Below are 19755 nucleotides of genomic sequence, written 5' to 3' on the forward strand. Positions count from 1 at the left end.
GGCAGGAGGCGTCACCTATCCTGTCCCGGTGACGACGACCACGCGGCCGCCGCAGCGCACCCGGAGCCTCACCGGCCCCGGCCTGGTGCTGCTCGCCGTCGTCGTCCTTCTGGGCATCCGGCTGTTCTCCCCGAGCATCGGGTCGACCGGGCTGCCGGACGTCGTGCAGGACTTCCTCACACTGGCGATCAGCGTCGTCGTCGAGTCCCTGCCGTTCGTGGTGCTCGGCATCGTGCTGTCGATCGTCGTCGAGGTCTGGGTGCCGGTCGGCGCGCTCGAGAAGGTCCTGCCGCAGAACGCCTTCGGTCGTCGCGCCGTGATCTCCCTGATCGGCATGCTCTTCCCGGTGTGCGAGTGCGGCAACGTCCCGCTCGCCCGTGGCCTGATGATGCGCGGGTTCACGCCGGCCGAGGCCGTCACGTTCCTCGTCGCGGCCCCGATCCTCAACCCGCTCGTCATCATCAGCACCGCGCAGGCGTTCGGCTGGTCCGGGTGGATCCTGCCGGTGCGCATCGTCGGCGGGTTCGTCATCGCGAACCTCGTCGGCTGGATCGTCGCCGCGCACCGCCGTCCGGCCGACCTGCTGCTCCCCGCCTTCGAGGCCCGGTGCCGTGCGGCCGTCGGAGCGCCCCGCGGCCTGCACCGCTGGCGGCAGAGCGCCGCGCAGTTCGGCGGCGAGACGGCGACGATGATGCCGGCGCTGTTCGTCGGTGCCGGCCTCGCCGCGGCGATCCAGGTTGCCGTGCCCCGATCGACCCTGGTGGCCGTCGGCTCGAACCCGGTGCTGTCCGTCGCGGCGATGATGCTCCTGGCGATGACGGTGTCGCTCTGCTCGAACGTCGACGCCTTCTTCGCGCTGTCCTTCGCGTCGACGTTCCTGCCCGGGTCGATCACGGCCTTCCTGATCATTGGGCCGATCATCGACGTCAAGATGATCGCCCTGCTGCGCACGACGTTCCGGGTCCGCTTCCTGGTGCTGCTGTCCGTCGTGTGCGTCCTGTTCGCCGGAGCCGTCGGGTTGGTGATGAATGTCCTCGTCTGATGCACGCAGCAACGCGGCCGCGTACCTCGGTCTCGGGTCGGTGCTGGCCGCGGCCCTCTGCACGCTGTGGCTCGCGCTGGTCGGGCACCTCGACCTGTACATCAACCCGCGGTACTCGGTGTTCACGGTGGTACTCGCCGCCGTCGGGGTGCCCGCGTCGATCGCCGCACTCGTCGTCATCGCCCGGGGTCACGGCCACACCCACGGCGACGACGAGGACGACCTCGATCTGCACCAGCAGCAGCGGACGGGAGGCCGCCGTCGCGCCGTCCGCCTCGCCCTCGGCGGAGCCGCCGCCGTCGTCACGATCGGCGTCACCGTCGCGATGCTCGTCCTGCCCCCGACGACCTTGTCCGCCCGCACCGCCCAGCAGCGGAGCGTGGACTCCGCGACCCTGTCCAACGCCACCGGCTCGGAGTCCGCGGTGCAGCTGCTCGGCAGCGAGGGCGTCGACACCTCGGAGTACGGCGTCAAGGACTGGGCCGCGCTGATCCGACAGACCACGGACACCACGGCCCTGGTCGGCAAGCAGGTCGAACTGACCGGCTTCGTGGTGCCGGGCGACGACGGGTCCTTCACCCTCACCCGCTTCGTGATCAGCTGCTGCGCCGTGGACGCGCAACCGGTGGGCCTCGGCGTCGTGACCGGCGACGGCGCCGGCACCGGGACCGTCCCCGACGAGGGCCAGTGGGTCACCGTCCGCGGAGCCCTGGCCGCCAACCCGGACCAGTCCGCCGACGCCCGCATCGTCGTCAAGGCCGCGAAGATCACCGACATCGCGCAGCCCGAGGACCCGTATGAGTTCTGAGCGCCGCGGAGACCAGCACCACGGAGACCAGCGCCGCGAGCGCTGCCCCGTCGCACACCGCTTCCACCGCCGGTACGTCGCCGTCGTGGTGGTCCTCGCCGTGGTCGCCGCGCTCGCCGCGGTCGTCGGCTCGCAGCAGGGCCCGCGGCTCCGCGACGTGTCCTACGACGCGACCGGTCTCGTCACCCGTCCGGCCCAGCGGGTGATCCTGACGGCGAACCAGGCGCTGCAGAAGGTCGCCGCCGCCGACGTCCGGGTCAGCCCGGCTGCGGCGCACACCGTGACCTCGAGCGGCAACACCATCGCCGTCGAGTTCGCCGGACCCCTGGCCTACGACCGCGAGTACACCGTGACGGTCGCGGACGTCCGGGCACCCGGGCAGCGCGCCACGTCCGACCTGACCGCGGCGATCCGCACCGGCAGCACCGACGTGCTCGCACTCGTGCCGGGGCAGGCCGGGGCGAAGGACCGCATCGTCCGGCGATCCCTCGACGCGGGCGGCGCCACCACCGTCTACGAGGGCACCGCGATCTCCGAGTACGCCCGGCTCGGCCGCTCCCTGGTGGTCGTGAGCGGCACGGACGCCAGCTCGTCCGTGGACATCGTGGCGCTGAGCGGTGGCGTGCAGGACGCCGATGCCCCCGTCGAACACCTCACCCTGCCGACCGCCGAGGGCCGCGTCACGGCGCTCCACGTCGCCGACGACGGGGCCTCGTTCGGGTTCGAGTACGCCGACACCTCGACCGGGCAGTCCCGGAACACCGGCCTGTACGTGGTCGACATGACGGGCACCCACATGCCCACGGCGATCGCGGCGAACGGCAAGCCGAAGACGGGCGCCGTGCCGATGACGGTCGGGCAGTGGGCCTACGTGCCGCGCACCGAGAGCGCACTGGTCCGGACGGGCAGCGACGACCTGGTGCTCGTCGACATGAGCGGGCGTGCCGACCCGGTCCGGCTCGGCAGCGCCACCTACCTGCACGGCTTCGTCGGTACCGGCACCACGGCCGTCGTCGAGACGGGCACCGGCATCGAGCGGCTGGACCTGACCGATGGGTCGAAGTCGGCGCTGCAGGCACCCGCTGCGAGCACCGATGCGGCCGTCCTCGGCCGCATCGCCCAGCTGTCCGACGACACGTACCTGCGGGTGCTGGGGGACGTGCGGTCGGACGGCACCATCGCGGCACGGATCGTGCGTGTGGACGGGGGACGGGCCTCCCGGCTGCCCGTGACGATCCCGGACGACGCGAGCGTCACCGCGGTCTGCCCGTCCCCGAACAGTCAGTTCGTCGCGGTCGCGACGAAGTCGGCGACCGGCGAGCTCGTGAGCATCGTCGACGCGGCCTCCGGCGCGCTCGAGGCGAGCATCGACGCGGGCTCCGTCGACTGGTGCGGCGCGCTGCCGTCCGGTGACGAGGTCGGCTGACGGAACCGAGACGACAGACGGGCGCGCCCCGCTCCGTGGCAACGCGAAGCGTTGCGCGGGGCGCGCCGACCGAGCCTGCGAGGGAGGGCGGTGCCAGCCGGCAACGGGCCTTCCGCCTGTCAGGTGGTGACGACTACGCCAGCGTGGCCGTGTCGATCACGAAGCGGTAGCGGACGTCCGAGGACAGCACGCGCTCGTAGGCCTCGTTGATCTGGTCGGCGCTGATGAGCTCGGTCTCCGGGAGGATCCCGTGCTCGGCGCAGAAGTCGAGCATCTCCTGGGTCTCTTGGATGCCGCCGATGGCGGAACCCGCCCAGCTGAGCCGACGCGGGATGAGCGCGAAGGCCGGCACCTCGAGCGGCTCGGACGGAGCGCCCACGTTGACGAGCGTGCCGTCGACCTTGAGCAGGCCGAGGTAGGCGCCCATCGGGATCTTCGCCGAGACGGTGTTGATGATCAGCTCGAAGGAGTTCGCGAGCTTCTCGAACGTCTCCGGGTCCTTCGTCGCGTAGTGGGCCTTCGCGCCGTAGCGGAGCGAGTCCTCCTGCTTCGAGGTGGTCTGCGACAGGACGGTGACCTCGGCGCCGAGCGCGACGGCGATCTTGACGGCCATGTGGCCGAGCCCGCCCATGCCGACGACGGCGACCTTGGTGCCGGGGCCGGCGTTCCAGTGGTGCAGCGGCGAGTAGGTCGTGATGCCGGCGCAGAGCAGCGGCGCGACCTTCTCGATGTCGAGCGACTCGGGGACACGGAGGACGAAGCCCTCGTTCACCACGACGGCCTGCGAGTAGCCGCCCTGGGTGATCGAGCCGTCGGCCGGGTCGACGCTGGCGTAGGTGCCGATGTTGCCCTTGAGGCAGTACTGCTCCTGGCCGGCGACGCAGTTCTCGCACTCGCCGCACGAGTTCACCATGCAGCCGACGCCGACGCGGTCGCCGACCTTGTGCTTGGTGACGTTCTCGCCGACCTCGGTGACGTGGCCGACGATCTCGTGGCCGACGACCTGCGGGTACTGGATGGGGCCCCACTCACCGCGGACGGTGTGGATGTCCGAGTGGCAGATGCCGGCGTAGGCGATGTCGATCGCGACGTCGTCCGGGCCGACGTCCCGACGGGTGATGGTGGTCTTGACGAGCGGCTCGGTCGCTGACGGTGCCGCGTACGCGTTGACGGTGCGCAATGATCTCCTCGTGGGGGTGGTGCGTTGCGGGCCGGTTCCGGCCCGGAACCAGTGTGCGCGCAGCCGCGGCCGGGTGGGAGGTACAACCAGGACACCCCTGTGCGCGCGGACGGGCGCGTCGTGGCGGCTGCGCGGCGCGTCGGCGCGGGCACTGCGCCGCCACGGTACTGCGCCGCCGCGGTGCTCGCGTCGGTGATCGCGGCGGTGCTCGCGGCGTTCTGCTCGCTCAGGCGAGCCGGGCCAACCGCTGCCCGGCGATCGTGGCGAAGCGCAGCGGGTCGGCGAGGGCGTCGTCGGGCTCGCCGGTGGTCTGCGTCGCGAGCACGGTGAGCGACGCGGCGGCTGCGTAGTCGTCGAGCGGGGCCTCGATCGCGCCGGCGACGAGCATCGAGCGGGCTCCGGGAGCGTGCGCCGCGGTCAGGTCGCGGACCACCGAGGGCACCTTGCCGACGGCGCTCTGCCCGTCGAAGCACCCTTCGCCGCTGATCACGACGTCGGCCCCGTTCGCTCCACCGGCCCCGTTCACGTTGCACCCCTCGAGCAGCGCCGGCAGCCCGAGGACCTCGGCGACCGCCGCGGCCCCACCGGCGAGCGTGGCGCCCCACACCAGCAGGCCGAACCCGACACCGCCGGCGGCTCCGGCGCCCGGGGTGTCCGGGTCGACGTCGGGGAAGCGTGCGGCCCAGGTGGCGAGCCGGTCGTCGAAGGACGCCACACGGTCGGGCGTGATGCCCTTCTGTGGGCCGAAGACGGCGGCGGCACCGGTCGGACCGAGCAGCGGAGAGGTCACGTCGGTGAGCACGGTGACGCCGAGCGGGGGGAGTGCCCGGAGGCCGTCGGTGCCGGCTCCGTCGCTGTCGAGTCCGAGCGCCTCGAGCACCGGACGCCCGCCGTCGGTGGACGCGCTGCCCCCGATGCCGAGCACGAGCCCCGTGGCACCGGCATCGAGCGCGGCGGCGATCGCCTCGCCGAACCCGCGGCTCGTCGCCGTGTCCGGCATCGCTGCGTCGAGCAGGGGGAGGCCGCTCGTCGCCGCGAGCTCCACCACCGCGCGGCCGTCGGGCAGCCGCAGCCAGTGGGTGTCGACCGGTGTCCCGGCCGGCCCGGTCACGGTGACGGGGACCCGGGCGGCCCCGGGGACGGCGGACTCGAAGGCGTCGAGCGTGCCCTCGCCGCCGTCGGCCATCGGGACGAGCACCACGTCGTCGTCGGGGCGTTCGGTCAGCCAGCCGGCACGGACCGCCGCAGCGATCGACGCCGCCGTCGCGGTGCCCTTGAACGAGTCCGGAGCCACGATGATGCGCACGGTCCCCACCGTAGCGGCCGGTCGCCAGACGACGGCGTGTGCGCGGGTGTGAGACGCCGGCGTGTGCGCAGGACGCCGCGTCGTCCGCGAGACGCCTCCAGATTCGGCGGCGTCTCGACGACATGACGGCGTCGAACGAACACGCCGGCGTCTCGCGAACGACCGCGCGCTCGCGTCAGAGCGGGGGCGCGGGCACCGGCTCCGGCAGGGCGAAACGCGGGTGCGGCACGCCGCCAGTCGCGAGGTCCGCGAGCATCTCGCCGAGCAGCGGCGCGAACTTGAAGCCGTGCCCGGAGAACCCCGTCGCCACGGTCAGCGGCCCGACCCGGTCGATGACGAAGTCCTCGTCGGGGGAGTTGTCGTACAGGCAGCTGATGAACGTCGGCTTCGTCGCGTCGACCCCCGGCACGTACCGCGCGACGTACGCCTGCAGCCGCTCGGCCTCGGCCGGCACGGGCACGAAGTCCCGGTGGTCCGGGTCGACGACCGGCCCCGTGCCGTGGAACCCGACCTTGACGCCTTCGCCCGGCGTCAGCAGCCCGTACACGTCGTCGCCGTCGGCCCAGTGCACGAAGCTCGGCCAGGCCGCGTCCGGCAGGTGGCTGGGGAAGTGGGCCGGCTGCTCCTGGGTGACGCGGATGGCCGGGAGGCCCGCCCCGCGTCCGGCGAGCAGCTCGCCGACCAGCGTGGGGGCCCACGAGCCCACCGCGGCCACCACGGACGCGGTGCGGACGGCGCTGCCGTCGGACAGCGTCACGGTGACGTCGTCACCGTGGTCCTCGAGCCCGGTGACCCGCGTGTCGAACCGCAGGTCGGCGAGACCGGTCGCTTCGGCCAGCGTGAGGAACACCTCGATCGTCCGGTCGGAGCGGATGCGCCCGGCCGAGGGATGGGTCAGCACGTGCCCCTCGAACGCGATGCCGGGCCAACGTGCTGCCGCCTGCTCCGGTGTGAGCGACTCGTGGGGGATGTCCGCGTCGGCGAGGGCCGCGGCGATCGCGTCGACGACCTCGGGCCGACCGTGGTCGACGGCACCCGTGCGGACGATGAGCTCTTCGCCGGCAGCGGCCTCGAGCACTTCCCACAGCGCCAGTGCGCGGGTGGTCAGCGCGACGTACTCCGGGTCGGCGTAGCCCTGCCGGAAGATCCGGGTCGCACCGTGCGAGGAACCGAGGTGGTGGCCGCGAGCGTGCTGTTCCACGAGCAGGACGCGCTCGCCGCGGGCGGTGAGGGCGTACGCGGTCGCGGCGCCGACGACTCCGGCACCGATGACGACCACGGGTGCGGTGTGTTCGGGGGAACCGGAGGAGGAGGAGGACATGCGGCGAGCGTACGTCCGACGGAGCGAGTGACGGGAATCGAACCCGCGCTACCAGCTTGGGAAGCTGGAGTTCTACCATTGAACTACACTCGCGCGCCCCGCAGAACGGGACTCGGCAAGCCTAGCGGATTCTCGCCTGGAAGCCAGCCGACCGCGCACCGTACGCCGTCTCGCGGGCGCGTGTCGCGCCTCCCGAGTCTCCGCTGTGAGGGTGCGAGCCTGACGGACAGGTGTCGCCCCCGTGTGTACCGTCCAGGGAGTTCCAGCCCCGAACCGAGGAGGACCCGGATGGTCAGGCATCCCCTCATCGACGACGTGGTCGGCTCGGCGATCGTGGTCGAGTCCGCCTCGCCCGTCGTGTGGCTGACGGACGCGCTCGCCTCGCTGCTCCGTCGGTCGGCGGACGCCGGACGGACGGTCGTGCTCCGCACCGGCCGGGCCGCGGCGATCACCCCGGCACTCCGGCACGCGCTCGGCGCGTACGGCGCCGCGTGGGCGGTGTCCGACTTCGACGGCACGCTGCGTGACGGCCGGACCGGCGTCGCCGCATCGGACATCGAGGACTTCGTGCACCGCGGCCCCGAACTCCTGGGCACCCCGTCGCCCGAGCACCCCGTCTCGGCCGACTCGGTGCGACAGATCAGCATCGACCTGACCCTCCGCCACCACCCCGGCCGTGCGGTCGACATGGGCTCCGCGATCGAGGCGCTGTGCCACACCGTCGGCACCTGCCCGACCCGGTGGGGCACTGCCGAACCGCTCACCGTGCCGTGGGACCGCTGGGTCGTCACGCAGTACGCGAAGCACGAGGCACCCGGCATCTCGACCTCGTACGCCGTCGGCGAGGGGTTCTCCGCGACGATGACCGCGCACCTGGTCGGCGGGGTCGTCGTCGAGACGATGTCCGCCGTGCTCACCGTGCCCGAGGAGAACACCGACCCGGGGCTGGCGAACCGGATGTTCGACGCCGTGCAGCGGGTCGCCGACCAGGTCGTCCCCGTGTTCGGCGTCGTCATGCAGCGCCGCGGCGACGCCGACCACCTGGTGCGGGCCGTCTCGCACGGCGAACCGTCGCCGCTCGCCGTCGTCGTGGGCCCCGAGGCCGCCGGCTTCCTGGACCGCGACGGCGTCTGGCCGCCACCGCGCACCACGACCGCGACCTTCGCAGCCGGCTCCGGCTCGGCCGCCCGTCCGGATGCCGACGCGGCTGACGACGGCGGCATGATCGTCCGCTTCGAGGACGGCTGGGAAGCGCTCGAGTCGTTCCTCGACCGCATCGACGAGGACCGCTTCCTGCAGCTGGTCGGCGGCGCACCGCTCGACCCCGCGCACGACGAGGGCACGCTCGACGGACACGTCCGCGACGACCGGATGGTGGGCGGTCAGGGTGCCGCGTGACGTCACCATCCTCTGCCGCCAGCCGGTGGAGACGCGCGAGGTGGCGGAGGCGCTCCTGCTGCACGACGAGACCTGGGGTGTCCGGGCGCTCGACGACGGCCCGATGATGCAGGTCTGCCGTGACGCCACCCACCCGGTGATCACCGTGCTCGGCGTGCGCCGGGTGGACTCCTTCGACGAGGTCGAGCGGATCCTGCCGGATGCCCCGACCCTGGCGACGCCGCTCTGGTGGGTCGACACCGTGACGCCCGCCGGCCCCGACGGCGAATCGGGGATCTCGGCCGCGCTCGAGGCCGCGATGGACCTGGACGCGGTCTGCATCGTCCACGGGGACTGACCGGGGCCGCGCCCGCCGTGTGGCCGGTGCTGTGGGTCAGTCCCGCTTGCTCATCGCCGCCAGGCGCTCGTTGTACGCCTTCAGGTCGGCGTCACCGTCGCGGTCGGCCTTGCGGTCGAGGCGCTTCGCGTCGCGCTTGTCCGAGCGCATCCAGTTCCGGACGACGAGCAGGGCCACGAACACCATCGGGAGCTCCGAAGCGCCCCAGGCTATGCCGCCGCCGGTGTGCTGGTCGTCGAGCAGTGCGGCGTCGTTCGTCTGGCCCAGTGCGTGGAACCAGTCGATCGCGAACACCGACTGCGACGTCATGACCGCGACGCCGAAGAACGCGTGGAATGCCAGGGTGGCCAGCAGGGTGATGATGAGCATCGGGTACGGCGGGCGCTGGGGGCCCGGGTCGACGCCGACGAAGACCCAGAAGAACAGGTAGCCGCTCAGGACGAAGTGGATGATCATCGCGACGTGCCACTCGTGCGACTGCATCGCGGCCTGGTACGCCGGCGTGAAGTAGAACACCACGAGGGAGCCGGCGAAGATGATGCCCGCGACGGCGGGCTTGCCGAGGAACTGCATCCAGCGGGAGTGCACGAAGAGCATGAGCCACTCGCGGGCGCCGCGTGAGCCGTCGTTCCGGACCGGCAAGGTGCGGAGCGCGAGCAGCACCGGGCCGCCGAGCACGAGCGGCAGCGGGACGAACATCATCAGCAGCATGTGCTGGAGCATGTGCGACGAGAAGTGGATCATGCCGTACACGGCGGGGCCGGCCGACGTGGTCCAGATGAACAGGGCGCAGCCGATCAGCCAGGCGATGGTGCGCCCGACGGGCCAGGCGTCGCCGCGCTTCCGGAGCTTGCGCACCACCAGCAGGTACCAGACGGCCCCGACGACGGCCAGGCCGAGCCACACCCAGTCGATGTGCCACTGGGTCAGGTACGTCTGCGTGGTCTGTGCCGGCGGGAACGGGAACCCGATCAGGCCGGAGCGGGTGTCCTCGCCCGTCGCCGGGGTCTGCGGGATCGGCGGCTGCGAGCGGGACACGGCGACCGAGACACCGATGGCCACGGCCATGAACACGATCTCGGCCAGGGCGAACCGGGTGAACAGGCGGCGGTCGAGCGGGGCGCGGAGCAGGCCGGGCACGAGCTTCCGGCGCTGCACGATCCCCGCGATGCCGAGCAGCACGAGGATGAGCGCCTTGACGGTGATCAGCCAGCCGTACGTCGTCGTGAACAGGTCGAGCGGGCCGGTCAGGCGGAGCGACGCGTTGACGATGCCGGAGAACGCCACGGCCCCGAACGACCAGCCGGCGAGCGTCGAGTACCGGGCGATCACGCGTCCGGTCGCGCCCTTGGTGCGGGTGCGGAGCAGGACCACGGCGACCAGGCCACCGGCCCACACGCACACCCCGACCAGGTGGATCGCGAGCGAGTTCACCGCGTTCGCGTGCTCGAGCGACCCGGCCGCGTGGCCGGACAGGGCCAGGGGGAGCAGGGCGAACAGGCCGATCACGGTGGCGAACGCCAGGCTCGTCACCCGGGTGGCGAAGGCGGCGACCACCGTGGCGACGAGGATCGCGGCAGCCGACACCACGAGCGCCTGGCCGATCTCGACCTGGAACGCGAAGAGCATGAAGTTGCGGGCGAACACCGGGCTGGTGAGCGGGACACCGAGGGTGTTCGCGCCGGTCAGGACGATGCTCACCGCGGCGGCCAGGAACCAGACGGCGCCGGTCGCTGCAGCCCACCGGGTCGCACGGTGCTGCACGCTGGACAGGGCGCCGTGGTCCTTCTTCTGCGCGGGCAGCGCGAACGCCGCGACGATGAGGAGCCCGATGGTCAGCGCCGCCATCGTGTCGTGCACGACGCGGGCGATCGGCAGGCCGTACTCGACGACCTCGCCGGCGGACACCAGCTGCTGACTCGCGCTGAAGGCACCGGTGATCGTCAGCCCGAGGATCGAGCACGCGACGGCCAGCGGGATCGCGATGACGAGGACCGTCGCGACGGTGGACGAGCGCCCGGTGGTGGGGGCGGCGTCCGGCGCTGACCCCGTGGGCTGGGTTTCGGGTGACGTGACGGTCATGACCGTCCAATCGTAGGCGTGCCGGCTGGACGGCGGCCCCTCGGATGCGCGCTCAGACCCGCCGTTCCCAGATGCCCTCGCAGCCGACGCCGACGAACCCGACGGCCTCGTTCACGTCGAGCATGTGGCGGTTCTCCTCCGCGTTGAACGTGATGACCGACGGGCGCCCCGGGAACTGCCGCTCGAGCTCCTGGATCCCGACCGCCTTCAGGAGCCATCCGAGCCGGTGGCCGCGGTGCTCGCGGAGCACCAGGGTGTCCCACTGCTGTGCCGGCCGTGCGGGGTCGTCCGGCACGGACAGCTGCGTGAAACCGGCCAGGGTGGTCGTCGGCACGTGCTCGACGGCCACGGTGAGCAGGGTGCGCGGTGCCCGGGCGAGCTCGTCCTCGTGCTCCCGGAGCCGTTCGGCGGTCCAGACGTCCTCGGGCTCCTCCATGTCCCCGGCGGGCGCGTCGGTGCTCATCCGGGTCTCGAGCAGGGCGATGCCGTCGAGCCACTGCTCCGGCGTGCGACCGGTCCAGGCGCGCACGCGGTACTCCGGCCCGGCGGCAGCAGACGCCCGCTCGTGCAGTCCGCTCACCACGGATGCGTCGGCGGGCAGCGGGAGCCGGCTGATCCGGTTCACCTGGCCGAAGTGCCAGCCGCGGGCGGTCAGGAACCGCACCCCCGCCTCGTCCTCCGGGACGGCGCCGAACCCCGTCGGGGCCTGCACGTACCCGGGCCCGGATGCGGGCCCGACCTGCCGCGAGACGGCGTACGTCTTCCACTGCGTCCGGCCGTCGGCGCGGGCGATCGACTCCAGGTGGTCGGCGAGCAGCGTCCCGACACCGCGGCGCTGGTGCTCGAGGTCGACGCCGACCGACAGCCAGCAGTTGGTGGTGCCGGGCTCCTGCTTCGTGTCGTACGAGCCCGCACCGACCACGGTGCCGCGGTCGTCTCGGGCGACGACGAGCCGGCTCGGGGCGCCCGGCTCGCGGCACAGCGGCAGGTACTCCTCCGGTGTCCAGGCCAACTCGTGCAGCCCGTGCACGGCGGCTTCGGCGCCGTCGGACACCGCGAGCCACTCGGCGAAGGTCGCGACGGTCGCCGGGTCGTCGTCCATGGTGGCGGGCACCGTGATCTCGTCGACGGTGTACGTGGTCATCGCTGCTCCGAACGCCGCCCGCCCGAGCGGTGGGCAGCCTGGCAGCATACCGGCGCGACGCCCGCTGCCGCTAGGCTTCGTCCGTGCTGCTCTCCGACCGCGACATCACCGCCCAGCTCGCCGCAGGCCGGATCGGCCTCGACCCGTACGACGCCTCGCTCGTGCAGCCGTCGAGCATCGACGTCCGGCTCGACAAGTTCTTCCGGCTGTTCGACAACCACAAGTACCCGCACATCGACCCCGCGGTGGACCAGCCCGACCTGACCCGCCTGGTCGAGACCGACCCGGACGAGGCGTTCGTGCTGCACCCGGGCGAGTTCGTCCTCGGCTCCACGTTCGAGGTCGTGACGCTGCCCGACGACATCGCCGCTCGGCTCGAGGGCAAGAGCTCGCTCGGCCGTCTCGGCCTCCTGACCCACTCGACCGCGGGCTTCATCGACCCCGGGTTCTCCGGGCACGTGACGCTCGAGCTGTCGAACGTCGCGACGCTGCCCATCAAGCTGTGGCCGGGGATGAAGATCGGACAGCTGTGCTTCTTCCAGCTGTCGAGCCCGGCCGAGAAGCCCTACGGTTCCGCCGAGTACCAGTCCCGCTACCAGGGCCAGCGTGGCCCGACCGCGTCCCGCTCGGCGCAGAACTTCCACCGGGCGGACGTCTCCGACCCCCGCTGAGCGTGCGCCGCTCCGGCGGCGGACGAAATGTTGGATGCTGTGTATCGTTGCAGCATGTCCGCTGTTCCCCCACGGTCCGCCCCGCCACTGTCGGCCGCGGTGCTCATCCGCGACGCCCGTGAACGCGCCGAACTGACCCAGGTCCAGCTCGCCCAGCGCGCCGGCGTCACGCAGAGCGTCATCAGCACCTACGAGAACGGTCGGCGCGAACCGTCGCTCGCAGCCCTGCAGCGGATGCTCCGCGCGGCGGGCTTCACGACGACGATCGACCTGCAGCCGGTCGAGGAACCCCCGCCGCTCCTCGAGCGCGTGGTCGCAGCCCGGCAGGACCTCATCGAGATCGTGCAGCGGTTCGGCGGGCGGAACCCCCGGATCTTCGGCAGCGTCGCGCGGGGTGACGACGGCCCGGACAGTGACGTCGACCTGATGGTCGACGTCGACGCGGGGCTCGGCATCTTCGCGCTGATGCGCATCCAGGACGCCGCCGAACGGTTGCTCGGAGTCCGCGTCGACGTCGTCGACGCCGCGGGCATGCGCCCCGGGGTCGTCCGGACCGCGGTGCCGCTGTGAGTGGGCAGCCCGGCATCCGCCGTGCCGTGGCCGACCGCCTCGACGACGTCATCCGGGCGTGCGACGCGATCCGGCGCTACATCGACGACGAGCGGCTGCCCGAGGACCTGGTGCACGACGCGGTCCGGATGCGCCTGGTCGAGATCGGTGAGGCGGTCCGGGTGCTCCCCGCCGGGGTCACCGCGAGCGAGCCCGGCATCCCATGGTCGCGCGTGTCCGACCTGGGTGAGCGGCTGACCCGGCGGTACTTCGACACGACGCGCGCGCTGGTGTTCGGCACCGCCCGCACCGACGTCCCGCACCTCGCCGACGCCGCGCGCCGGTTGCGCGCTGCCCACCCCTGACGGACGCGGGCACGGACCGGGCGCGGCCACGTGCCCTGGGCGGACCACACGGCGGACTGGAGGCACGGATCACGACGTGCACCGAGCCTCCCGTCCGCCGTGTGGCCGGCCCCCGGACGACGCAGGACGGCCCCGTCTCGCCGAGGCGAGACGGGGCCGTCCGTGGTGCTGGGGAGATCAGCCCTTCTTGGCGAGCTCCTCGAGGGTGTCGTTGCCCTTGTAGGCCTCGACGGCGTTGTCCTTGGTGACGAGGACCGGCGTGAGCTCGATCGCGGGGACCGTCTTCTTGCCGTTGTAGTTGTTCGTCTTGTCCATCTTCGTGTCGGGCTTGTCGCCCTTCGACAGCGTGGAGACGAGGTCGACGGCCGCCTGGGCCTCCTTCGACGTGTCCTTGAAGATCGTCGAGTACTGCGTGCCCTGCATGATGAGCGGGATGGACGCGGTCTCCGAGTCCTGGCCCGTCACGACGGGGTTGTCCTTGCCGGCGGCCTTGGTCGCGGTGAGGATCGCACGGGCGAGGGTGTCGTTCGGCGACAGGACGCCGTCGAGCTCGGTGTCACCCGTGTAGTACTGCGAGAGCAGGTCGGTCATGCGCGACTGGGCCTTCTGCGCGAGCCAGCCCTGCGTGACGACCTTCTGGAACGTGGTCTGACCGGAGACGACCTTGATGGTGCCGTCGTCGATCTTCGGCTGCAGGACGTCCATCGCACCGTTGAAGAACACGGTCGCGTTGGCGTCGTCCGGCGAACCGGCGAAGAGCTCGACGTTGTACGGCTTGTCGCCCTTCTTCTCCTCGAGGCCCTTGAGCAGCGCCTCGGCCTGGAGCTGGCCGACCTTGAAGTTGTTGAACGCCACGTAGTAGTCGACGTTCTTCGTGTTCAGGATGTTGCGGTCCCAGGCGATGACGACGGCGCCGCGGTCCTTGGCGGACTTGACCTGCGCGGTCAGCTGCGAACCGTCGGCGGCACCGATGATGACGGCCTTGGCGCCCTTGGTGATCATGCCCGAGATCTGCGACTGCTGGTCGGGGACCGGGTTGCCGGCGTTGGCGTACTGGATGTCGGCCTTGAAGCCGGCGTCCTCGATCGACTTCTTGAACGCGGCGCCCGCGAGGACCCAGTTCTGCGAGGTCTTGGCCGGCAGGGCGACGCCGATGAGGTCGCCCTTCTTGATGGTGCTGGTGCTGCCGGCGTCGTCGGACGAGCCGCGTGCCGAGCAACCGCTGAGGGCGAGGCCCGCGATGAGCGCCAGGCTGAGGCCGGCGACGATCTTCTTGCGCATGTGATTGCTTTCTCTTCGTTGAGGAGGTGTGGGGCCGAGGCCCCGGTGTGGGGAGTTGGGACTAGGGGAGGGTGATCTTGTCCGGCTGGTCCTCGATGGACCGCGGCTGCTGGGCGGCCACCGTGTTCTGCTCGGTGTCCTTCCGCTGGAACTGCCGCATCATGCCGCCGATCAGCGACGGGCGTCCCTGCGACTTCGAGTAGACGTCGAAGGCGACGGCGACGAGCAGGACGAGACCGCGGATGATCTGCACCTGGTTGGACTCGAGGCCCATCAGCTGCAGGCCGTTCGACAGCAGCGCCATCACGAGACCACCGATGATCGAGCCGGAGATCGTGCCGACACCACCGGCGACCGCTGCACCACCGACGAACACGGCGGCGATCGCGTCGAGCTCCCAGCCGGTGCCGTCCGCGGGGCCCGAGGCACCGGAGTAGGCGACGAACACCATGCCGGCGATCGCGGCGAGGACCGACATGTTCATCATGACGAAGAAGTTGACCTTCTTCGCGGAGACACCGGACAGGACGGCGGCGTTCGCGTTGCCACCGACGGCGTAGACCTGGCGACCGAAGATCGTGTTCTTCGTGACGAAGCCGTAGACGATGGTCAGGACACCGAGGATGATCGCGACGATCGGGACCGAGGTGCCGACCGGGCCGGCACCGAACAGGTACGTGGCGACGAGCGTGACGGCGACCAGGATGCCGGTGCGGACGATCGAGACCCACAGCGGCGGGACCTCTGCCTGCATCTTCCGGCGGCGGGCGCGGCCGCGGGCCTCGATGATGATGAGCGCGAGGATCGTGACGAGCCCGATGAGCAGCGTGCCGTTGCTGAAGCCGAAGTCGGGGCCGAAGTCACCGAGGAAGCCGGCGCCGATCGGGGTGAAGCCGTTCGGGACGGGGACGGACGTCGAGTTGCCGATGATCTGGTTCACGCCACGGAAGATGAGCTGACCGGCCAGCGTCACGATGAAGGCCGGGACCTTCACGAACGCGACCCAGAAGCCCTGCCACGCACCGATCAGGGCGCCGCACGCGAGACCCAGGATGATGGCGGCCCACACCGGGAAGTCCCACACGGCCATGGACTGCGCCACGACGATGCCGACGACCGCTGCGACCGAACCCACCGACAGGTCGATGTGCCCCGCGATGATGACCATGACCATGCCGAGCGCCAGGATCAGGATGTAGGAGTACTGCAGGAACAGGTTGATGACGTTGGTCGGCTCGAGGATGAGCCCGTTCGTCGTGATCGAGAAGAAGATCAGCAGCACGATGAGGGCGATGATCATGCCGTACTGGCCGATGCTGTTGCCCTTGCCGAAGAGCAGTTTCAGGTTGTTCATGAGGCGGTGGCGCCCTTCCGCGCGGAGGTCATGCTGCGCATGAGCGATTCGGGATCGGCCTGGTCGGCCGGGAGGTCAGCGGTGATCTGGCCCTCGAAGATGGTGTAGATCCGGTCGGAGAGACCGAGGAGTTCGGGGAGCTCGGACGAGATGAGGATGATGCCCTTCCCCTCGGCCGCGAGCTGCTGGATGATCCCGTAGATCTCGAACTTGGCACCCACGTCGATGCCGCGGGTGGGCTCGTCGAGGATCAGGATGTCCGGGTCGGTGAACATCCACTTGGACAGGACGACCTTCTGCTGGTTGCCACCAGAGAGCTTGCCGACGTTGTCCTCGACGCTCGGTACCTTGGTGCGGAGCATCTTGCGGTACTTCTCGGCGACCGAGTACTCCTCGAGCGAGTCGACGACACCGGCCTTCGAGATCTTCTTCAGGTCGGCGGCGACCGTCGAGCGCTTCACGGTGTCGAGCAGGTTCAGGCCGAGCGCCTTGCGGTCCTCGGAGACGTAGCCGATGCCGTTCTCGATCGCCTGCTGGACGTTCGTGACCTTGATCTCGCGGCCGTCCTTGATGATCTGGCCGTCGAGCCAGGTGCCGTAGGAGCGACCGAACAGGCTCATCGCCAGCTCGGTGCGTCCGGCACCCATCAGGCCGGCGAAGCCGACGATCTCGCCCTTGCGGACGTGGAAGTTCGACGCCTTGCAGACCAGGCGCGACGGGTCGATCGGGTGCTGCACGGTCCAGTTGCGGACCTCGAAGAAGGTCTCGCCGATCTTCGGGGTGCGGTCGGGGAAGCGCGACTCGAGCGAGCGGCCCACCATGCCGCGGATGATGCGGTCCTCGTTGACGCCGTCCGCCTTGACGTTGAGCGTCTCGATGGCCTTGCCGTCGCGGATGATCGTGATCTCGTCCGCGATCTGCTCGATCTCGTTGAGCTTGTGGCTGATGATGATGCTCGCGATGCCCTTGGCCTTCAGCCCGACGATCAGGTCGAGCAGGTGCTGCGAGTCGTTCTCGTTGAGCGCGGCGGTCGGCTCGTCGAGGATCAGGAGCTTGACGTCCTTGTGCAGGGCCTTCGCGATCTCGACGAGCTGCTGCTTGCCGACACCGATGTTCTTGATCTGCGTGTCCGGGTCGTCGGCCAGGCCGACGCGGGCAAGCAGGTCCTGCGCACGGAGCTGTGCGGCGGTCCAGTTGATGACGCCACCGCGGCTCGGCTCGTTGCCCAGGAACAGGTTCTCGGTGATCGAGAGCTCCGGGACGAGCGCCAGCTCCTGGTGGATGATGACGATGCCGGCCTGCTCGGACTGCTTGATGTTCGAGAAGCGGACTTCCTCGCCCTCGTAGACGATCTCGCCGCTGTAGGTGCCGTACGGGTAGACGCCCGACAGGACCTTCATCAGGGTCGACTTGCCGGCGCCGTTCTCGCCGCAGATCGCGTGGATCTCGCCGGCGCGGACGCTGAGGGAGACGTCGGCCAGCGCCTTCACACCAGGGAACTCCTTGGTGATCGAGCGCATCTCGAGGATCGTCTCGGGTGCGGTGATCGACCGGGTCTCGAGGCCGGTGTCGATCGGGGTTGACGCCACAGTGCATCTCCTTCTGCCGCTTCGGTGCGGCAGTGTGTTCGGGTGGTTCTGCTGCGGCAGCGAAAGCACAGGGGGCCTGTGTGGACTTCGTTGTCGCGTCCGGATCCGGCTCGGTGTGACGCTCATGTGAACGGTCACATCGGCTGGACGGAGGCAATTTACGCACAGCCTCGGTGCGGCTGTCAATTCGGATTGGTCGCGTTTTCGTAACGGCGTGCGTGATCCGGAGGGAACGTCCCCCGGGTTGGGGCCAGGGGGCTCGGGAACGGGCGTTTCGTTGCGCGAATCCGCATGCGCGGACGGGAGGCCCGTGGCGGGCCCGCCACGGGCCTCCCGTCCGCCTCGTGGTCGCGTCCGGAGCCGCGCTCGCCTTGTCGGAGCGGGCTTGGCTGGTGCTTTCGGGCGTACCTGGTCGGAAGTTCGTGGCAGGTATGCCCGTTTGTGGCAGGTACTGCGGGGCGGCCGGGTGGTTCCGGGCGTACCGGGACGTTTCGGGCGTACCTGGTCGTTCCGGGTGTACCGGCTCGTTTCGGGCGTCCCTGGCCAGAACTTCGTGGCAGGCATGCCCGTTTTGTGGCAGGTACTCCGGGGTGGCCGGTTGGTTCCGGGCGTACCGAGACGTTTCGGGCGTGCCTGGTCGTTTCGGGCGTGCCTGGGCAGTACTTCGTGGCCGGTATGCCCGTTCCTGGCAGGTACTGCGGGGTGGCCGGGTGGTTCCGGGCGTACCGAGACCTCTCGGGCGTACCTGGTCATTTCGGGCGTGCCGGGTGTCTCCGGGCGTACCTGGTCGGAAGTTCGTGGCAGGTACTCCGGGGGCGCCGAGGCCGGAGGTCCGTCAGCGCGTGCGGGGCGCGCTCGTGGAGGCCCGCACGACCAGCTGCGGGACGATGTCGATCGGGCGGAGCAGCTCGCCCTCACTCGGCAGCAGCAGGTCCACGCAGCGACGCCCGAGCTCGGCGAAGTCGACCTGCACCGTGGTGAGCGGCGGCCAGAAGTGCTTCGCCTCGGGGATGTCGTCGTAGCCGACCACGGACAGGTCACCCGGGACGTCGAGCCCGTACGAGCGCGCTGCGTGCATCACGCCGAGCGCCATCTGGTCGTTCGAGCAGAAGATCGCGGTGCAGTCCCGCCACCGCAGCAGTTCGCGGCCGGCGTGGTAGCCGAAGTCGGCGGTCCAGTCGCCCAGGATCGGCGGGGCGACGGCCATGTCACGGTCGGACATCTCGCGCAGGAACCCCTGCATGCGGGCGTCGGCCTCGATCCAGTCCTGTGGTCCGGCGATGTGCCGCACGTACTCGTGACCCAGGTCGAGCAGGTGCGCGGTCGCGAGGCGGGCGCCCTCCATCTGGTCCACCCACAGGGCCGTCGGGTCCTCGCCGACGCTGGCGCGCATGGTGACGTACGGGGTGCGGATGCCGAGCTCCGCGATCAGGTCGAAGACCCGCTGCTGGGGCGCGATGACGACGATGCCCTCGACGTCGAGGTCGAGCAGGTGCCCGAGTCCTTCCCGCACGGCGGCATCGGTCGCCTCGGCGATGTTCGCCGTCGTGACCGAGTAGCCCCGGAGCATCGCGGCGTCCTCGATCGCCTGCAGCGCCACGGCGGGACCGTAGTGGGCGCGGCGGGCCGTCAGGACGCCGATCGTGTGGGTCCGGCTCGTGACCAGGGCGCGTGCGGCGCGGTTCGGCCGGTACTGCAGCTGCTCCATGGCCGCCAGGACCTTGTCGCGTGTCTCGGCCCGGATCGCGTCCGAGTTGTTCAGCACCCGCGAGACGGTCTGGTGCGAGACGCCCGCGATCCGTGCGACGTCACGGATGCTGGGCGAACGCGGTTGCTGTGTCCGCGATGACGCCATTGCTGCTCGTTTCCGCCCGGGCGTCGTGGCACATCGATGTGCACGTT

Annotated in this window: 17 protein-coding genes and 1 tRNA gene; 8 read left to right on the forward strand and 10 right to left on the reverse strand. The window is 70.8% G+C overall.

What is annotated here, in order from left to right; all coding sequences use genetic code 11:
- Nucleotides 1-28 precede the first annotated feature (28 nt).
- From DEJ19_RS02575 to DEJ19_RS02585, 3 genes are read left to right on the forward strand one after another with little or no spacing between them, the layout of a single operon-like run.
- Complete coding sequence (locus DEJ19_RS02575; protein WP_071246228.1) at nt 29-1042, forward strand: permease; 1014 nt, start codon at nt 29-31, stop codon at nt 1040-1042.
- The gene (locus DEJ19_RS02580; RefSeq protein ID WP_110864952.1) at nt 1029-1850 is read left to right on the forward strand and encodes a TIGR03943 family putative permease subunit; all 822 of its coding nucleotides are present in this window, start codon (nt 1029-1031) and stop codon (nt 1848-1850) included. The genes DEJ19_RS02575 and DEJ19_RS02580 overlap by 14 nt, the downstream gene beginning before the upstream one ends.
- A complete protein-coding gene (locus DEJ19_RS02585; RefSeq protein WP_111233122.1) occupies nt 1840-3276 on the forward strand; it encodes a hypothetical protein in 1437 nt (478 codons plus the stop codon). Before DEJ19_RS02580 ends, DEJ19_RS02585 begins: the two co-directional genes overlap by 11 nt.
- Nucleotides 3277-3409: 133 nt before the next feature.
- On the opposite strand, the gene DEJ19_RS02590 is transcribed toward DEJ19_RS02585, so the two are convergent.
- The 4 genes from DEJ19_RS02590 to DEJ19_RS02605 all read right to left on the reverse strand — a co-directional run bounded on the left by DEJ19_RS02590 (nt 3410) and on the right by DEJ19_RS02605 (nt 7176).
- Nucleotides 3410-4456, reverse strand: coding sequence for an NAD(P)-dependent alcohol dehydrogenase (locus DEJ19_RS02590; protein ID WP_111233123.1), 1047 nt, complete (start codon nt 4454-4456; stop codon nt 3410-3412).
- A gap of 226 nt (nt 4457-4682) precedes the next feature.
- Complete coding sequence (locus DEJ19_RS02595) at nt 4683-5762, reverse strand: glycerate kinase (RefSeq protein WP_111233124.1); 1080 nt, start codon at nt 5760-5762, stop codon at nt 4683-4685.
- Nucleotides 5763-5937: 175 nt separating this feature from the next.
- Nucleotides 5938-7083 carry an FAD-dependent oxidoreductase gene (locus DEJ19_RS02600; RefSeq protein ID WP_111233125.1) on the reverse strand — a complete coding sequence of 382 codons (1146 nt, stop codon included), beginning with the start codon at nt 7081-7083 and terminating at the stop codon, nt 5938-5940.
- Between the two features lie 22 nt (nt 7084-7105).
- A tRNA-Gly gene (locus DEJ19_RS02605) sits at nt 7106-7176 on the reverse strand.
- A gap of 195 nt (nt 7177-7371) precedes the next feature.
- Here DEJ19_RS02605 and DEJ19_RS02610 point away from each other — a divergent pair.
- Together DEJ19_RS02610 and DEJ19_RS02615 are read left to right on the forward strand one after the other, a co-directional pair.
- A complete protein-coding gene (locus tag DEJ19_RS02610; RefSeq protein WP_111233126.1) occupies nt 7372-8481 on the forward strand; it encodes a DUF6177 family protein in 1110 nt (369 codons plus the stop codon).
- Nucleotides 8471-8818, forward strand: a complete 348-nt coding sequence (locus DEJ19_RS02615; RefSeq protein WP_027464937.1) for a hypothetical protein — start codon at nt 8471-8473, stop codon at nt 8816-8818. The genes DEJ19_RS02610 and DEJ19_RS02615 overlap by 11 nt, the downstream gene beginning before the upstream one ends.
- A gap of 36 nt (nt 8819-8854) precedes the next feature.
- Here the strand turns inward: DEJ19_RS02615 and DEJ19_RS02620 are convergent, their stop codons facing one another.
- Nucleotides 8855-10900: a bifunctional copper resistance protein CopD/cytochrome c oxidase assembly protein gene (locus DEJ19_RS02620; RefSeq protein ID WP_111233127.1), complete on the reverse strand. Its 2046-nt coding sequence runs from the start codon at nt 10898-10900 to the stop codon at nt 8855-8857.
- Nucleotides 10901-10952: 52 nt separating this feature from the next.
- Nucleotides 10953-12044: a GNAT family N-acetyltransferase gene (locus DEJ19_RS02625; RefSeq protein ID WP_181441516.1), complete on the reverse strand. Its 1092-nt coding sequence runs from the start codon at nt 12042-12044 to the stop codon at nt 10953-10955.
- Nucleotides 12045-12127: 83 nt separating this feature from the next.
- On the opposite strand from DEJ19_RS02625, the gene dcd reads away from it, so the two are divergent.
- From dcd to DEJ19_RS02640, 3 genes are read left to right on the forward strand one after another with little or no spacing between them, the layout of a single operon-like run.
- Complete coding sequence (dcd, locus tag DEJ19_RS02630; RefSeq protein WP_071404926.1) at nt 12128-12715, forward strand: dCTP deaminase; 588 nt, start codon at nt 12128-12130, stop codon at nt 12713-12715.
- Between the two features lie 54 nt (nt 12716-12769).
- A complete protein-coding gene (locus tag DEJ19_RS02635; RefSeq protein WP_071404927.1) occupies nt 12770-13285 on the forward strand; it encodes a helix-turn-helix domain-containing protein in 516 nt (171 codons plus the stop codon).
- Entirely contained in the window at nt 13282-13629 is a 348-nt protein-coding gene (locus tag DEJ19_RS02640; RefSeq protein ID WP_111094909.1) for a HepT-like ribonuclease domain-containing protein, read from the forward strand. The genes DEJ19_RS02635 and DEJ19_RS02640 overlap by 4 nt, the downstream gene beginning before the upstream one ends.
- Nucleotides 13630-13806: 177 nt before the next feature.
- Here DEJ19_RS02640 and DEJ19_RS02645 read toward each other — a convergent pair whose 3' ends face one another.
- The 4 genes from DEJ19_RS02645 to DEJ19_RS02660 form a co-directional block, all read right to left on the reverse strand.
- Nucleotides 13807-14910, reverse strand: coding sequence for a substrate-binding domain-containing protein (locus tag DEJ19_RS02645; protein ID WP_110864942.1), 1104 nt, complete (start codon nt 14908-14910; stop codon nt 13807-13809).
- A 61-nt stretch (nt 14911-14971) separates the two neighbouring features.
- Entirely contained in the window at nt 14972-16264 is a 1293-nt protein-coding gene (gene mmsB, locus DEJ19_RS02650) for a multiple monosaccharide ABC transporter permease (RefSeq protein ID WP_111099823.1), read from the reverse strand.
- A complete protein-coding gene (gene mmsA / locus DEJ19_RS02655) occupies nt 16261-17784 on the reverse strand; it encodes a multiple monosaccharide ABC transporter ATP-binding protein (protein ID WP_111029829.1) in 1524 nt (507 codons plus the stop codon). Before mmsA ends, mmsB begins: the two co-directional genes overlap by 4 nt.
- Nucleotides 17785-18688: 904 nt before the next feature.
- A complete protein-coding gene (locus DEJ19_RS02660; protein ID WP_017886425.1) occupies nt 18689-19708 on the reverse strand; it encodes a LacI family DNA-binding transcriptional regulator in 1020 nt (339 codons plus the stop codon).
- Nucleotides 19709-19755 lie beyond the last annotated feature (47 nt).

The sequence above is a fragment of the Curtobacterium sp. MCSS17_016 genome, from assembly GCF_003234255.2.
Classification (GTDB): domain Bacteria; phylum Actinomycetota; class Actinomycetes; order Actinomycetales; family Microbacteriaceae; genus Curtobacterium; species Curtobacterium flaccumfaciens.

Excerpts from the sequence above, each read along its gene's own strand:
- DEJ19_RS02580 (WP_110864952.1), top strand. The coding sequence starts at position 1,029 with ATGTCCTCGTCTGATGCACGCAGCAACGCGGCCGCGTACCTCGGTCTC.
- DEJ19_RS02585 (WP_111233122.1), top strand. The coding sequence starts at position 1,840 with ATGAGTTCTGAGCGCCGCGGAGACCAGCACCACGGAGACCAGCGCCGC.
- DEJ19_RS02600 (WP_111233125.1), bottom strand. The coding sequence starts at position 7,083 with ATGTCCTCCTCCTCCTCCGGTTCCCCCGAACACACCGCACCCGTGGTC.
- DEJ19_RS02610 (WP_111233126.1), top strand. The coding sequence starts at position 7,372 with ATGGTCAGGCATCCCCTCATCGACGACGTGGTCGGCTCGGCGATCGTG.
- DEJ19_RS02620 (WP_111233127.1), bottom strand. The coding sequence starts at position 10,900 with ATGACCGTCACGTCACCCGAAACCCAGCCCACGGGGTCAGCGCCGGAC.
- DEJ19_RS02625 (WP_181441516.1), bottom strand. The coding sequence starts at position 12,044 with ATGACCACGTACACCGTCGACGAGATCACGGTGCCCGCCACCATGGAC.
- DEJ19_RS02635 (WP_071404927.1), top strand. The coding sequence starts at position 12,770 with ATGTCCGCTGTTCCCCCACGGTCCGCCCCGCCACTGTCGGCCGCGGTG.
- DEJ19_RS02645 (WP_110864942.1), bottom strand. The coding sequence starts at position 14,910 with ATGCGCAAGAAGATCGTCGCCGGCCTCAGCCTGGCGCTCATCGCGGGC.
- mmsB (WP_111099823.1), bottom strand. The coding sequence starts at position 16,264 with ATGAACAACCTGAAACTGCTCTTCGGCAAGGGCAACAGCATCGGCCAG.
- mmsA (WP_111029829.1), bottom strand. The coding sequence starts at position 17,784 with ATGCGCTCGATCACCAAGGAGTTCCCTGGTGTGAAGGCGCTGGCCGAC.
- DEJ19_RS02660 (WP_017886425.1), bottom strand. The coding sequence starts at position 19,708 with ATGGCGTCATCGCGGACACAGCAACCGCGTTCGCCCAGCATCCGTGAC.